Genomic DNA, 14,451 nt, shown 5'->3' with positions numbered 1-14,451 from the left:
CGGCCTGGCCAAAAACACCGCACACGTGCTGACCTTGTTTGCGCTCTCCAATCTGTGGATGAAGCGAAAGCAGTTGCTGCCGGCTATGGGGAGCGTGCGCCTGTAAACCAGGAAATTCCCACGGAAAGCGCCAGAAATGGCGAAATTCCAAAGATTCAAACGCCACTCTTCGGAACGACGCGACATCCCGCACTCTCAGGCCTCGTTATTCAGACCTTCCCTAGCTGTGGCTGTAGCTGTGGCTGTTGGCTTTCGGGGCCCCATACCGCAGCGGCAGGGCCGGCAGAGACAACCCGCAGGGCGGCGCGCATGGATGCGCGTCGTTTTTGTAAGGGACACGGATGTCCCTTACAAAAATTTCTGCCGGACTTGCGCACCCGCAGCGCCACAGGCGCGGAGGGCGCGAGGACGGGGTGTGCTTTCTTTTTGGTTACTTTTTCTTTGCACAAGCAAAGAAAAAGTGACTCGTGCCCGACAGGGCGCGAAAGCCTTTGCTCTAGCCCGACAGGGTTCAAAGGCCTTTGCTCTAGGTCGAAACGGCGCGAACACCTTGAACGTGGCACATCCCCCTGCACCAAACAAACGCCCCCACTTAACGACGCAATGCCGCCCACCCCAACGCGCTCAATGATCATGCGAAGCCCCCGACTTTTCGATATCGGCCTTCACCAGGTAACTCTGCTCCACCACCACCGCATCACCTGCCACCAGGCCCGATAACACTTCCACCTGCTGCGCATCGCGCGCGCCCAGCTTTACCGGGCGCACTTCGTAGACATCGCCCACCCGCACAAACACCACATCCCAGTCGCGGAACCGCTGCAACGCACCCACTGGCACCACCATCGCCGCCGGTTGCTGCGCCACCGTGACCCGCGCCTTCACCGCAGATCCCGGCCGCCACAACCCATCGCTGTTGCGCAACACTGCGCGCGCCACGGTGCTCTGGCTCGCCGTAGCGGTGCCAGGCAACACCCGCTCCAAGGCGGTCTGCGCCACCACACCATCGCTGATACGCGTGACCGCCACCGGTGCGCCGGCGGTGATATGCCCGGCGTCGGCGCCGAAGATGTGCAGATCCACCCACAAGGTGGACAGGTCGGCAATTTCGAACAGTGCCTGACCTTCGCCTGCGTTGCTGCCGAGGCTGGCATTGCGGGCAAGCACGACGCCGCTGATCGGTGCGCTCACCGAATAGGTGGTCAGGCTCAGATTGCTCTCCACCGTGGCCAGCACCTGACCGGCACGTACCCGGTCGCCCACGTTGACGCGCAGGCTGCGTACCGGCCCGGGAAAACGCGCGGTCGCCTGCGCTTGCGCGCCTTCTGCCGGCGTCAGTAGCCCCTGCACTTCGTGCTGGTCGGCAATGCTGCCGGCGCCGACGGCGGCCACACGAATGCCTGCGTCCTGCGCGACCTTCGCCGCAATGGTGGTGCGTCCCTCGTAGCTGGGATAGCGCCAGCGATGGGTCTTGCCCTGCACGGTGGCACGCACTTCCACATCGAACGAATGCGGCTCGACGACCGTGCTGTCGGCCAGCAGGCTGCCGTCGTCGCGCGGCCGCAATTGGTGCACTTCATTGATGCCGCCGAGCCGCTTCAGATGCACCTCCACCTTGCCGGTGGTGGCCGGCAACGGTTTGCCATTGCGGTACAGCCAGGCCTGGTACGTAGGCGGCGTGCCGTCTTCGGCGATGGCCAGCTCCACGCTGTCGCCGTCCTGGCTGAGCAACCGCCCGCCGTGCGTGCCGGTCTGGGCTTCATCACCGTGCGCATCGGCGCCCGCCTCGCCTTCCGCGGCGTACCCGGTGCGGTCATCGTGCGCGGCGTCGCTGTTGCGGCCGCAGCCGCCGAGCGCCAGCGCCAGGAGCAGCGGCGCAATCATGAAACGTGTCATCGACGGTGGTCCTGGTTGGCGCCGACACGTTGGGTCGGGCGAACGAATGGAGGTGGGCTGCATCGAAGGCGCGCCTGGCGTGGGTATGGCTTGGCGAGCACTGGGCGCGGATGCGGATGCGGCAGATTCAAGCGGGCACGTACACACGGCACGACAACGCAATACGGAAACCGCGTTCATGGCGTCACCTGCGCAGCAGGATCGCGTACGAACGGCTGCCCGGTCAGGCGCTGGATTTCGATCAACGCGGTCTGCGCTTCCGACGCAGCAGCCAGTTGCTGCCGACGTGCCTCGCTGCGTTGCGCCTGCAGCTGCGCCCAGTCCAGATAACTGGTGGCGCCAGCACGATAGGCGCGCTCGGCGGCGGCATCGGCGCGTGCGAGCGCGGGCAGTACATCCTCGCGCATGCGCGTCACTTCCAGCTGCGCAGCGCGGTAGCGGCCATGCGCATCGGCCAGGGTTGCGTAGAGCACCAACGCCTGCGATTGGCGTTCGATATCCAGCAACGCCAGCTCGGCTTCGGCAGCGCGAATCTCCGGTTGCGCGCGTGCAGCGCTACCCAATGGCAGCCAGACGCTGCCGAGCAACGCAGTGGCGTCATTGCCTTCGAGCCGGCGCACGCCCACCTGCCAGTCCAGATCCGGGCGCGCCTGGCTGCGCGCCAGCCGCACACGGGCTTCGCGCACGCGCTGCTCGCCGTTCAAGCGCGCCAGTTCCGGCGTGGCATCGAGCAGTTGTGCCAGCACCTCGAACTCGGGAATCGCCGGCAGCTGCAACGGGTCGCCGGTGATCGCGCCGAACTGCGGCGTGCGCTCGCCCCACAGCACGGCCAACTGGCGGCGTGCCGCGTGCAGTTCCTGCTGGGCGCGGTCGCGTTCGAGTTCTGCGCGCGCCTGCAGCGCCTGGGCGGTCAGCAGCACCGATTCGGGCGATGCGCCGGCCTGCAGCCGTTGGCGCGCAGCGCTGACGGTGCGCTGGCGCTGGATCAGCAGTTCCAGCGCCGCCGCGTGCCGCTGCGCGGCCATGCCGATGGCCAGGTAACGCCGCGCCACCTCGGCCAAGACATCCAGCCGGGCCAGGGCGCGTTGCGGTGCCAGCGCATCGAGACGCGCTTGCGCCAGGATGCGGCGCGCGTCGAGCTTGCCGCCGCGTTCCAGCACGCCGGCCAGGGTGACGGTGAGTTCGGCCTAGTCCAGCGCGTGGGTGGGACCGGTGCCGAAGACGTTTTCCAGTTCGGCGCCGACGCGCAACGGCGGACGCAGCGCGTCGCGCTCGGCTTCGGCGGTGAGGGCTGCGCGTTGGCCATCGGCCAGGCGCAGATCGGGATGCTGGCGCGCGACGCGCGCGATGGCGTCGTCCAGCGTCAGCGCGGGTTTGGGCGGCAGGTCCTGCGCCTTGGCGCACGGCACCACCGCGAAGACGGCAAGCGCCGTCAGTCGCAACCACATGAGGGTGTCTCCGGAATCGGGATCGATGGACAGGCCGGCAGCTGCCGGCGATGCATCAGGCCGCGATCGGAGGACGCAATCCGGTCTCGCTCAGATGCGAGCGGTAGGCGGTGGTCAGCACGGGCGGCTGCCCGTGTGTGCGCGCAGGCAACGGACCCCAGGCCAACGCCGGCAGCATGGCCGGGCTGTGCCCGTGGCAGTAGCCGCTGTGCATCAAGGCATGCAGCAAACCCGCACCGTCGCGCTCGCCGGCATCGCCTTCGTCGGCGCCGTCATGGCCATGCGGTGCGGTGTCGTCCAGGTGCGCCTGGTCGTGCGCCAGCGTATGCACATCGCCCAGTGCGCAGGCGACCGGTGCGACCAGTACGCCCATGACCAGCACCAGCAACGCCATCAGGCGCAGCAAGGGAGGCAATCGACGGGCGCGGCGAAGCAGCATGGGCGCAGCGTATAGAGGCCGGGGGAGTTACACAATCGCATGCACGGTCTGGCGCGCGGCATCGTAGAGCGGACTTGGCCGCGACGCCGTCCGGGTCAGCGCGATGGCACTCTGCCTACATCCTGGTTGTTCGCAGACAGCGACCGGGCAGGCGAAAAGCGGCCGACGATGACCTGGAACTGAGATCGAGGCCAGAACGGCGCCAGGAGCGGGACGGCAGCGCGGCCGGGTCCGCTCCTACGGGGAGCGGACCGTCGGCCAGGGTCAGGGCGCGGCGACGCTGGGCTTGTTGGACGTTGCCGGGCGCGCCTTGCTTTCGGCGATGAAGGCGCGCACCTGCTGCTCCAGCACCGGCAGGGTGACCGAGCCCTGGCGCAGCACCACATCGTGGAAGGCCTTGATGTCGAAGCGGTCACCCAGCTCCTTTTCTGCCTCGGCGCGCAGCTTGACGATGGTGATCTCACCCAGCTTGTAGCTCAGCGCCTGGCCAGGCCAGGAGATGTAGCGATCCACTTCGGTGGTGACTTCGTGCTCGCTGAGCGCGGTGCGGTCGCGCAGATAGGCCAGCGCCTGCTCGCGGCTCCAGCCGTCATGGTGCACCCCGGTGTCGATCACCAAGCGGCAGGCGCGCCACATCTCGTAGGTGAGCCGGCCGAATTCTTCGTATGGGGTTTCGTAGATGCCCATCTCCTGGCCGAGCTTTTCGGTGTACAGCGCCCAACCTTCGCCGTAGGCGGAAATGTAGTTCTCGCGCCGGAACGCCGGTTGCTCGCCCTGCTCCAGCGCCAGCGACCCCTGTAGCGAGTGACCGGGCGAGGACTCGTGCAGGGTCAGCGCCGGCAGGTTGTACAGCGGCCGCGACGGCAGGTTGTAGGTGTTGACCCAGTAGGTGGTGGCACCGCCGCGGCCGGCGGTCCAGAACGGGGCGATATCGTCGGGCACCGGCTTGATGGTGAAGCGCCCGCGCGGCAGCGTGCCGATGAACTTGCCCACCTGCCCGTCCACGCGCTTGGAAATCCATGCGGCGCGATCGAGCAACTCCTGCGGAGTCTTGGCGTAGAACTGCGGGTCGGTGCGCAGGAAGGCCAGGAACTGCGCGAAGCTGCCCTTGAAACCCACCTGCTGGATGATGGCGTTCATCTGGGTCTGGATGCGCGCCACTTCGTCCAGGCCGATCTGGTGGATCTGCTCGGGCGTCAGTTCCAGCGTGGTGTATTCGCGGATCTGCTGGCGATAGAACGCCTTGCCGTCGGGCAATGCTTCGGCCGCCAGCGTGGTGCGTGCCTTGGGCATGTAGTCGTTGCGGAAGAACGTCAGCAGCTTGCTGTACGCCGGAAGGACGGCGGTGCGCAACGCGGCCTTGGCCTGTTCGCGCAGTTGCGCCTGCTCGGCCGCCGGGATCTGCGCAGGCAGTTGCTTGAACGGCGCGTAGAAGGTCGATTCGGTGGGGTCTTTGACATCGGCCACGGTGGCGATGGAGACATCGCGCCCGTCGAGCACGGCACGCGGCACGCTGAATCCGCGTGCCAGGCCGGCGCGCATGTTGACCGTCTGCTGCTCGAAATAGCGCGGTACATCGTTCAGGCGCGCGATGTAGGCGCGGTACTCGGCCGCGGTCTTCATCGGCCGCTGCGCCATGAAACCCAGATTCGACCAGAACGAGCTATCCGAATTGAACGGCATTTCGTACAGGCGCAGACGCACTTCGGCCGCCAGGTTCTCCACCTGCGGACGGTAGATGGCGAAGTTGATCTGGTTGGCGGGCGAGAGCTGCTTGGGGTCGATGCCGTCGAGCTGCTTGAGTACGCCGTCCCACACGGCCAGACGCGCCTGCTGCGCGGTTGCGCTGACATCGGGCAGATGGGTGTTGTCGCCGGTGGTGTCGCTGTCTTCGTCGGCCTGGCCGGTCTCGGCCTGGCGCCAGGCCCACTCTTTCTCGTAGATCGCGCGGAAGCGCGCGTCGGCCGGTGCCTCGGCGGTGAGCGTGGCCGGGGCGGGTGGCGTGGCGGCCTGTGCCGAGGTGGCGGCAAAGCCTGCGCCCAGCAGGGCGAGCGAGAGTGCGGCGGCGAGCGGAGAGGTCACGTGCGGAAAGCCTGATCTGGAGCGAACGCTCGATCATGGCAGCCGCCGGCCGCGCTGCCATGGGCCGGAAGTCCCAACACGGGCTGGTGCAGGGGCATGGCTGGAGTGTCGGTGCTGCCCCCATCCGCCCTGCGGGCACCTTCCCCCGCAGGCGGGGAAGGAACTTGGTGTGCTCGTCGAGGCAGGGGTTGGTGTGCTTGTCGAGCGCGGGGGAAGGGGCTGGTGTGCTTATCCAGCGAAGGCAGGCGCTGAGCTTGTCGGGAGCGCTGCTCGCTCCCTCTCCCGCTTGCGGGAGAGGGTTGGGGTGAGGGCGCTTCGAGAACGAACGGCTCAGCCCTTACGCACCACCACCAGATGCCGCTCGCCCTCCAGGCCGGGCACCTGCAACGGGTGCACCTCGCCCACGGTCCAGCCGGCCGGCAATGCGGCGATTTCCTCGTGCGGGTACACACCCTTCATCGCCAACAAACTGCCGCCCGGCCGCAGCAGGTGGCCGCCGACGGCGATGATGCCGGCCAACGTGTCCAGCGCGCGCGCGGTGAGGTGGTCGTAGGCGGCCGGCTCGGCCAGCGCTTCGGCACGGGATTCGGCCACGCGCGCGTTGCCCAGCTCCAGATGGCGCAAGGCCTCGCGCATGAAGCGCGCCTTCTTGCCGTTGCTTTCCACCAGCGTCACCTGCAGCTGCGGGCGGGTGATGGCGAGCGGGATGCCGGGCAGGCCGGGGCCGGTGCCCAGGTCGGCCAGGGCGCCGCTGGCGATGTAGGGCTGCATGGCCAACGAATCGAGCAGATGGCGGGTGACCATCTCGCGCGGGTCGCGCACCGCGGTCAGGTTGTAGGTCTTGTTCCAGCGCACCAGCAAGGCCAGGTAGCGCAGCAGCGGTGCGGCGAAGGCCGCATCCAGGGATTGGGCCTGCAGGCCGCGCTCGAGCGCGGCGGAGACATCGGGGGCGAGTGCGGCATCGTTCATGGCGCGATTATCGCAGCTGGGCTGGCGGGCATGCGCGGACCGATCTCGGCATCGCGGCTGGAGATGGCGTGGTTGCCTCCGCAGGCCGTTCCCCTGCCACGTCCTGTCCGTCCGCGCCGTGGCTACCTGTGCTGAACCACCCACAGTGACGCTGCAACACGCGACACAAAACGGACATGTCCTGGCCACAACATGGTCGTGTCTGCTTGCCTGCCGTTTGTCCATGCCCGTGATCGACCCGCCTGCCGCCTCACCCCTGCCTGATTGCGCTGCCACGCTTGTGCCACCGGATCCGAGCCGGCGGCGCATCCTCATCGCCGGCGCCAGCCTGGCTGCGGCGGGGCTGCTGAGCCCGTTCGCACGCGCCAGCGGCAGTGCCGATCCCTTCACGCTGGGCGTGGCGGCCGGCGACCCGTTGGCCGATGGCTTTGTGATCTGGACGCGGCTGGCACCCCGCCCGCTGGACCCGGACGGACGCGGCGGCCTGCGCGCAGCGGTGCCGGTGCGCTGGCAGGTGGCCAGCGACCCGCAGATGCGCACCATCGTGCGCCAGGGCGAGACCATCGCCAGCCCTGTCTGGGGCCACGCAGTGCACGTGGAGCTCACCGGTTTGATGGCCGATCGCCCCTACTGGTACTGCTTTCAGGCCCTGGGTGCACGCAGCCCGATCGGCAGCGCGCGCACCCTGCCGGCAGCGCATCAGACGCCGGACGCAGCGCGGTTCGGGTTTGTTTCCTGCTCGCACTGGGAACTGGGGTATTTCAGCGCCTACCGCCACCTCGCCGCCGAACAGCCGGACCTGGTGTTCTTCCTGGGCGATTACATCTACGAGTACAGCAACCACGGCGAGGCGACGAACAAGATCGTGCGCCCGCACGGCAGCGGCGAATGCCTGGATCTGGCCGGCTACCGCAATCGCTATGCGCTGTACCGCACCGACCCGGACCTGCAGGCGCTGCATGCCGGCAGCGCCTGCGCGGCGACCTGGGACGATCACGAGGTACAGAACGATTACGCCAATCGCTGGTCGCAGGACCCGTCGATTCCGGTCGATACCTTTCTGGCCCGGCGCGGTGCCGCCTACCGCGCCTTCTACGAACATTTCCCGCTGCGTGCGCGGCATCGCCCGCACGGCGCGGACATGCGCATCTACCGTTCGTTCGATTACGGCCAGCTGGCGCGTTTCTACGTGCTCGATGGCCGCCAGTACCGCAGCGAGCAACCCTGCCCGCAGGCCAATGGCTGGCGCGGCGGCCATGTGGTGGCCGACAGTTGCCGCAAGCGCACCGACCCGCGGCGCACCATGCTCGGCTGGGAACAGGAGCGCTGGCTGCATGGCGGCTTCGCGCAGTCGCCCGCCCGCTGGAACGTGATTGCGCAGGATCTGCTGGTGGCACCGATGCGACAGGCGGGGCGCGACGGCGTGGTCGGGCACTGGACCGACGGTTGGGACGGCTACCCGGCCACGCGCGAACGCATGCTCGATGCGATTGCGAAGACGCGCCTGCGCAACCCGGTGTTCTGGGGCGGCGACATCCACTCGTACTGGGTCACCGACCTGAAGGCCGATCCGGCCGACGACGCGTCGGCAACGCTGGCCACCGAATTCGTCGGCACTTCGATCACCTCCGACGGCCAGAGCAACGACGAACTGCATGCGACCATGGCAGCCAACCCGCATGTGCATTACGTGGACGGGCAAACGCGCGGCTATGTGTCGGTGACGCTCACGCCGGGCCGGATGGAAACGCGGCTGCAGGGCATCTCCGATCGGCGCGACCGCAACTCCACGGTGTCGACCACCAAGCGCTTCGTGGTGGAGGACGGCAGGCCCGGCGCAGTGGAGGCGTGATCCATTGCGGCAGCGGCGGACGCACTGCCCCCGAGATGCGGCGCGCGGCATCCCTGATTGCGGCGCACTGTGCGGCCCATCGCGTTAACGCGGCCAGGCGTGGTCACGGACACGTAGCGGTAAGACGGCGGCGCTACACCTGCATGCAGCCGCAGCTGCCTGAAGGACACGCATGACCGCCTCCGATCCCGCCCGTCGCCGCGTCCTGCAAGGCTTGGGTGCCGGTGTGTTGCTGCCGGCCACTGCCGGTTGGCCCACGCGCAGCCTGGCCGCGCCGTCGGGGCGACCCACCATCACCGACGGCGTGCAGAGCGGCGATGTGCTGGACGACCGCGCGATGCTGTGGAGCCGTGCCGATCGCCCGGCGCGGTTGCGGGTGGAATGGGACACGCGTCCAAGCCTGCGTCAGGCGCGGCGCGTGGACGGCGCGATCGCGTCGGCGGCGCACGACTTCACCGCACGTGCGGACCTGAGCGGCCTGCCGCGCGACCAGGACATCTTCTATCGCGTGCGCTTCGAAGATGCCGACAGCGGCGTGTTGAGCGCGCCCGGCCACGGCCATCTGCGCAGTGCACCGCAGGCGCGCGGCGATGTGCGCTTTGTCTGGAGCGGCGACACGGTCGGCCAGGGCTTCGGCATCAACCCGGACATCGGCGGCATGCGTATCTACAGCGCGATGCGCGAGCGCAATCCGGATTTCTTCCTGCACAGCGGCGATACCATCTACGCCGACAGCCCGATCCCCGCCGAGCTGACGGTGGAAGACGGCAAGCGCTGGCGCAATCTCACCACCGCGGCCAAAAGCAAGGTGGCCGAAACGCTGGACGAATTTCGCGGCAACTATCGTTACAACCTGCTCGATGAGCACGTGCGCCGCTTCAACGCCGAGGTGTCGCAGCTCTGGCAATGGGACGACCATGAAACCACCAACAATTGGTCGCCCGGCAAGCAACTGGATGCGCGCTACCAGGTGCGCGACATCGACGTGCTGGCCAGGCGCGCCCGCCAGGCCTTCCTGGAATATGCGCCGATGCGCGGCGTGCGCGCCGATGGCAACGGGCGCATCTACCGCAAGATTGCCTATGGCCCCTTGCTGGATGTGTTCGTGCTGGACATGCGCAGTGACCGCGGCGCCAACAGCGACAACCTGCAACCGCAGCCCGGCCCCGATGCCGCGTTTCTCGGGCCGGAGCAATTGGCGTGGTTGCAACGCGAACTGGCCGGCTCGCGTGCGCAATGGAAGGTGATTGCTGCCGACATGCCGATCGGCCTGCAGGTGCCCGATGGCGAAGATGCGAACGGGCGCCCGCGCTGGGAAGCGATCGCCAATGGCGACCCCGGCGTGCCGCGTGGCCGCGAACAGGAAATCGCCACGCTGTTGCGCTTCATCAGCCGCGCACGCATCCGCAATACGGTGTGGCTCACCGCCGACGTGCATTACTGCGCGGCACACTACTACCACCCCGATCGCGCAGCGTTTCAGCAGTTCGAACCGTTCTGGGAATTTGTCGGCGGCCCGCTCAATGCCGGCAGTTTCGGGCCCAATGCACTGGATGCCACGTTCGGCCCGAGCGTGGTGTTTCAAAAAGCGCCACCTGCGCCCAACACCTCGCCGCTGGCCGGCTACCAGTTCTTTGGCGAAGTGGACATCGACGGCCGCAGCGGCGTGCTCACTGTGACGCTGCGCGACCTGGATGGGGTGGCGCAGTTCCGTCAACCGATTCTGCCGCACGGGGTGACGTAGACGCACACGCAGCGGACCGGTTACGCGCCCGGCAACGGATAGAACGCCAGCGCCGCGCGGCATTCCGGTGCCGCCCACCATTCGTGCAGCTGCCACTGCGCGGCCTGGCCAAATTCCGGATCGCACCACTGCAGGTGCAGCGCGCCGTCGGGCGCGAGCGCATATGCCAGCCGGTGCAAGCCGAACGACAGGCCATGCCCATGGGCCTTGAGCAAGGCTTCCTTGGCGCACCACAGCCGAAAGAACAACGCGTGTTGTGCGTCCGGCGCCAGCGCAGCGAGCAAGGCGATTTCGTCGGGATGAAAGAAGCGTTGCGCGATCTCCAGCACACGTGGACGCGCACGAATGCGCTCCAGATCCACGCCCAGTCGCACGCCTTCGCCCAGCCCCACCAGCAAGTACTCGCCGCTATGGCTCCAGCCGGTATCGCGGTCGGGCAGCGCCGGCTGCAACGAGGGACGCCCGCGTGCATCGCGCTGCAATGGCACCGACGCCGGGTCGATACCCAACGCCGGGCCGAGCAGCTGACGCGCCTGCGGCTCGCCACGTTCGCCGGGGCGGTGCGGGCGTAGCCATAGCTGCACCGGGCCAACCCGCCAGCTCGCATGCACTGTCACGCGCCGTGCACCAAACCGAAAAGTCGGCCACACCGTTCATCGCATTCGACAGCTGCTTCACGTGCGGCTGCGTTGAATGGCGCCCATGCACCACTTCCGGTGCACGCGAACAAGGAGATCGGCAACATGGGCATCATCATCTGGTTGATCGTCGGCGGCATCGTGGGTTGGCTGGCCAGCATCATCATGCGCCGCGACGCGCAGCAGGGCATCATCCTCAACGTGGTGGTAGGCATCGTGGGCGCGCTGATCGCCGGTTTCCTGTTTGGTGGCGGCATCAACCAGGCCATTACGCTGTGGACCTTCGTGTGGTCGCTGGTGGGTGCGGTGATTTTGCTGGCCATCGTCAACCTGGTGACCCGCGGCCGCCTGCGCTAACGCATCGCCTCACAGCTGTCGCATCACGCAACGCCCGGGCCTGCCCGGGCGTTGTCGTCTCAGCCTTTGGCGGCGATGCGATCGGCCGGATGGTGCACGCCGTCTTCCACCGGCACGGCAATGTTCAAGGCATACGGATTGACGCCTTCCAGGCAGCCGACGTTATAGCCGTATTCGTTGGGATTGGAGCGGCGCCGGTGATGCGTATAGATGCCGCACACGCCGCAGAAATAATGCGCTGCCGTCTGCGTATTGAACTGATACAGCTGCAGCACGTCTTCGCCCTGCACGACATGCAGGCCATCGAGAGTGACCGACGCGACGATGGCGCCGCGCCGGCGGCACATCGAGCAATCGCAGCGGCGTGGATCGAGCAGGCCATGCGGCAACTCCAGATCGATTTGCACTGCACCGCAGTGGCAACTCAGGCGATGCACCGGCCCCAGCGTGACATCGCCCACCTTGTGCGTGCTATGACGCAGATGCCGCTCGCTCATACGCCGACCTCCGCCAGCCGCACCCACGCCGGTGCATGGTCACTGGGACGCTCCCAGGTCCGCGGTTCGCGGTCGATGCCCGATTCCACCGCGCGCGTGCGCAAGGCATCCGACACCAGCGTCAAGTCGATACGCAGGCCCAGATTGCGGCGGAAACCGGCCTGGCGGTAATCCCACCAACTGAAGTGTTCGGCGTCCTGGTTGTGCAACCGGAAGGCGTCGTGCAAGCCCAGCGCCAGCAGTTTGTCCAACGCGGCACGTTCGTCGGTCGAGGTGAGGATGTGGTGCTCGTTCCACACCGTTGCATCGTGCACGTCGCGCGCATCCGGTGCGATGTTGAAGTCGCCCAGCACCACCAGCTGCGGATACCGCTGCAGCTCCTGCGCGATCCAGTCGTGCGCTGCGGCGAGCCAGCGCAGTTTGTAGGCGTACTTGTCGGTGCCCACGTCCTGGCCGTTGACCACGTACAGGTTGATGATGCGCACGCCATCGACAGTGGCGGCGATGACGCGCTGCTGCACATCGTCCAGCCCAGGGATGCCCATCTGCACATCAATTGCCGGCGAGCGCGACAGGATCGCCACGCCGTTATAGGTTTTCTGCCCGCAGAACACGCTGCGGTAGCCCAGTGCCGCCAGCGCTGCATCGGGGAACTTGTGGTCTTCCAGCTTGGTTTCCTGGATGCCCACCACATCCGGCGCAAACGCAGCGAGCCACTGTTGCAGGTGCGGCAGGCGCACATTGAGCGAGTTGACGTTCCAGGAGGCAATCTTCATGGCGCGGACCGTGGTTCAAACCACCAATGGTACCGCGCCATGTGTCGCACTCAGGACGGTGAGCCATGCGTCCCCGCGCTGAGGCATTCTGCCGCGCGCTGCAGGTGTGTATTTGGGGAGGCACGTGCACCGTCCTGGCACCTGCGTCATCGGTGCCGCCCCATGAGTTGGCGTACCGGATCAGCGCAACTGACGCGCTTGCCGCCGAACGGCAGCGAGGGGCAAGCACCGACGCGCAGGCCCTGCCGGTCGTGCGACCGACGCCTGTGAGCCCAGGGCACGAGGCGGGCACCTGTACCGGACAGGTACCATCAATTCAATCACTTACCGTGAAGCAATCCGATCGGTCGAAGTAGGTAAGCTAGCCCGACCCCTATGACACCGCTGGCCATGTCGTCATCCGCTGCAGTCGCGTTGCCACCGCAATCGCCTGCCTTCCCCAGTCTGAGCCTCAACGAGCGCGACATGCTCGACCGCCTGCGTCTGGCCGGCGTGCTCACCCGTGCCGACCTCAGCCGTGGTACCGGGCTGACCGTGCAGACCGCGGTGCGCCTGATCGAAGGTCTGCACGCGCGCGGCATGGTGCAAATGGGCGAGGCGGTGACGCGCCACGGACGTGGCAAACCCGGGGTGGCGGTGTCGCTGAATCCGGCGCATGGGCACACGCTGGGTATCTCCATCGCCACCGATGCGCTGACCCTGGCGCTGGTGGATTTTTCCGGCGCCCTGCTCGCCTGCAGCGAGGTCGGGCTGACCGACACCACCTTGTACGGGGTGCTCACCCAACTGCAGGCCGCCGATGCGGCGCTGCTGGCACGTGTGGACACGGCCGGCGCACGCCTGGGCATCGGCGTGGCGCTGGGCGGGTTCTTCACCGGCGAGGATGCGTTCATCCATCCGCCCGAACCGCTGCGCGCCCTGGGCCAGATCGCACTGTGTCCGTGGCTGGCAGAGGCGTTCGGGCAACCGGTCTGGATGGATAACGACGGCAGCGTTGCCGCCGCCGGCGAAGCGATGCTGGGCGTTGGCCAGCGCCATCGCGACTTTGCCTATCTGTCCGTGGGGTACGGCCTGGGCGGCGGCCTGGTTATCGACGGCCAGGTGATGCGTGGGGCACGTGGCAACGCCGGCGCATTCGCCGACATTTTGCCGGCGCGGCAGCTGGAGCGGGCCACCCTGGAATTGCTGCGCGAACTGCTGGCCGAAGACGGCCTGGCGTTTGCCGATGTGCGCAGCCTGCTGGCGGCCTACGATCCGGCCTGGCCGGCGATCGATCGCTGGATTGCCCGCAGCGCACCGGGGATCGCGTTGATCGTCTCGGCCATCACTGCCGTGTGCGACCCCGACGCCATCGTATTCGGCGGTCGCCTGCCGGGCGATCTGGCGCAACGCCTGATCGCCGCAGTGCAGATCGCCTCCCTGCCACGCGGCGAGCAGGCGCGCCTGCCGGTACTGCTCCCGGCCGAAGCACCTGCCGATGCCTGCGCGCTTGGCGCGGCCACCTTGCCGTTGAAGGCGCGTTATTTCGGTTGAGCGAGGCGCTGCCACGCATGGCAGGCGCGGCTAGCGTTCTTGCGGCGAAGACAGATGCGCACTCTGGTGAGCCGAAGCGGTGCTGTCATCTCCTAGGGCCTGTTAACACATCCGAAGCCCATCAACGACTAGGACGAAGCTGAGGAATCCAAGGAACATGACATCCAGCTTCTCGAAGCGCGAGAAAATCCGGCGGTAGCCTTTCAAGCGACGGAACAGT

11 protein-coding genes and 3 pseudogenes are annotated in these 14,451 nt (G+C 67.3%); 5 read left to right on the top strand and 9 right to left on the bottom strand.

The features are described 5' to 3' along the window. A pseudogene (locus F7R02_RS21765) lies at window positions 1–106 on the top strand (IS5/IS1182 family transposase); the annotation flags it as partial. 518 nt (window positions 107–624) lie between these two features. Here the strand turns inward: F7R02_RS21765 and F7R02_RS21755 are convergent. From F7R02_RS21755 to rsmG, 5 genes and pseudogenes are all read right to left on the bottom strand, one after another. Then, window positions 625–1,896: an efflux RND transporter periplasmic adaptor subunit gene (locus F7R02_RS21755; protein ID WP_078589904.1), complete on the bottom strand. Its 1,272-nt coding sequence runs from the start codon at window positions 1,894–1,896 to the stop codon at window positions 625–627. A 176-nt stretch (window positions 1,897–2,072) separates the two neighbouring features. Continuing rightward, window positions 2,073–3,344 (bottom strand): annotated as a pseudogene (locus F7R02_RS21750) (TolC family protein). Between the two features lie 55 nt (window positions 3,345–3,399). Next, entirely contained in the window at window positions 3,400–3,783 is a 384-nt protein-coding gene (locus tag F7R02_RS21745; RefSeq protein WP_011052777.1) for a DUF2946 family protein, read from the bottom strand. A gap of 264 nt (window positions 3,784–4,047) precedes the next feature. Then, entirely contained in the window at window positions 4,048–5,865 is a 1,818-nt protein-coding gene (locus F7R02_RS21740) for a DUF885 domain-containing protein (protein ID WP_078589903.1), read from the bottom strand. 330 nt (window positions 5,866–6,195) lie between these two features. Beyond that, on the bottom strand, window positions 6,196–6,834 hold the full coding sequence (rsmG, locus tag F7R02_RS21735; protein WP_003487708.1) for a 16S rRNA (guanine(527)-N(7))-methyltransferase RsmG: 639 nt from the start codon (window positions 6,832–6,834) through the stop codon (window positions 6,196–6,198). A 223-nt stretch (window positions 6,835–7,057) separates the two neighbouring features. Here rsmG and F7R02_RS21730 point away from each other — a divergent pair, with 223 nt between their 5' ends. Then, complete coding sequence (locus F7R02_RS21730) at window positions 7,058–8,686, top strand: alkaline phosphatase D family protein (RefSeq protein ID WP_078589902.1); 1,629 nt, start codon at window positions 7,058–7,060, stop codon at window positions 8,684–8,686. 172 nt (window positions 8,687–8,858) lie between these two features. Continuing rightward, window positions 8,859–10,430 (top strand): alkaline phosphatase D family protein, encoded by a 1,572-nt coding sequence (locus F7R02_RS21725; protein ID WP_078589901.1) that lies wholly within the window; start codon window positions 8,859–8,861, stop codon window positions 10,428–10,430. Window positions 10,431–10,450: 20 nt separating this feature from the next. Here F7R02_RS21725 and F7R02_RS21720 read toward each other — a convergent pair whose 3' ends face one another. Next, a complete protein-coding gene (locus tag F7R02_RS21720) occupies window positions 10,451–11,047 on the bottom strand; it encodes a 4'-phosphopantetheinyl transferase family protein (protein WP_078589900.1) in 597 nt (198 codons plus the stop codon). Between the two features lie 126 nt (window positions 11,048–11,173). On the opposite strand from F7R02_RS21720, the gene F7R02_RS21715 reads away from it, so the two are divergent. After that, window positions 11,174–11,425 carry a GlsB/YeaQ/YmgE family stress response membrane protein gene (locus F7R02_RS21715; RefSeq protein WP_005914591.1) on the top strand — a complete coding sequence of 84 codons (252 nt, stop codon included), beginning with the start codon at window positions 11,174–11,176 and terminating at the stop codon, window positions 11,423–11,425. Window positions 11,426–11,484: 59 nt separating this feature from the next. On the opposite strand, the gene F7R02_RS21710 is transcribed toward F7R02_RS21715, so the two are convergent. Both F7R02_RS21710 and xth read right to left on the bottom strand, forming a co-directional pair. Then, window positions 11,485–11,922, bottom strand: a complete 438-nt coding sequence (locus F7R02_RS21710) for a GFA family protein (RefSeq protein ID WP_078589899.1) — start codon at window positions 11,920–11,922, stop codon at window positions 11,485–11,487. Then, window positions 11,919–12,698: an exodeoxyribonuclease III gene (gene xth, locus F7R02_RS21705; protein WP_003487693.1), complete on the bottom strand. Its 780-nt coding sequence runs from the start codon at window positions 12,696–12,698 to the stop codon at window positions 11,919–11,921. The genes F7R02_RS21710 and xth overlap by 4 nt, the downstream gene beginning before the upstream one ends. Before the next feature lie 390 nt (window positions 12,699–13,088). On the opposite strand from xth, the gene F7R02_RS21700 reads away from it, so the two are divergent. After that, on the top strand, window positions 13,089–14,231 hold the full coding sequence (locus F7R02_RS21700; protein ID WP_078589905.1) for an ROK family protein: 1,143 nt from the start codon (window positions 13,089–13,091) through the stop codon (window positions 14,229–14,231). A gap of 102 nt (window positions 14,232–14,333) precedes the next feature. Here F7R02_RS21700 and F7R02_RS21695 read toward each other — a convergent pair. Then, window positions 14,334–14,451 (bottom strand): annotated as a pseudogene (locus tag F7R02_RS21695) (IS5-like element ISCARN85 family transposase); the annotation flags it as partial.

Origin of the sequence: Xanthomonas cissicola, assembly GCF_008801575.1 — a bacterium.
Lineage (GTDB): Bacteria > Pseudomonadota > Gammaproteobacteria > Xanthomonadales > Xanthomonadaceae > Xanthomonas > Xanthomonas cissicola.
This window is presented reverse-complemented; position numbering and strand designations above follow the sequence as displayed.

Excerpts from the sequence above, each read along its gene's own strand:
- F7R02_RS21755 (WP_078589904.1), bottom strand. The coding sequence starts at position 1,896 with ATGACACGTTTCATGATTGCGCCGCTGCTCCTGGCGCTGGCGCTCGGC.
- F7R02_RS21745 (WP_011052777.1), bottom strand. The coding sequence starts at position 3,783 with ATGCTGCTTCGCCGCGCCCGTCGATTGCCTCCCTTGCTGCGCCTGATG.
- rsmG (WP_003487708.1), bottom strand. The coding sequence starts at position 6,834 with ATGAACGATGCCGCACTCGCCCCCGATGTCTCCGCCGCGCTCGAGCGC.
- F7R02_RS21730 (WP_078589902.1), top strand. The coding sequence starts at position 7,058 with ATGCCCGTGATCGACCCGCCTGCCGCCTCACCCCTGCCTGATTGCGCT.
- F7R02_RS21725 (WP_078589901.1), top strand. The coding sequence starts at position 8,859 with ATGACCGCCTCCGATCCCGCCCGTCGCCGCGTCCTGCAAGGCTTGGGT.
- F7R02_RS21715 (WP_005914591.1), top strand. The coding sequence starts at position 11,174 with ATGGGCATCATCATCTGGTTGATCGTCGGCGGCATCGTGGGTTGGCTG.
- F7R02_RS21710 (WP_078589899.1), bottom strand. The coding sequence starts at position 11,922 with ATGAGCGAGCGGCATCTGCGTCATAGCACGCACAAGGTGGGCGATGTC.
- xth (WP_003487693.1), bottom strand. The coding sequence starts at position 12,698 with ATGAAGATTGCCTCCTGGAACGTCAACTCGCTCAATGTGCGCCTGCCG.
- F7R02_RS21700 (WP_078589905.1), top strand. The coding sequence starts at position 13,089 with ATGTCGTCATCCGCTGCAGTCGCGTTGCCACCGCAATCGCCTGCCTTC.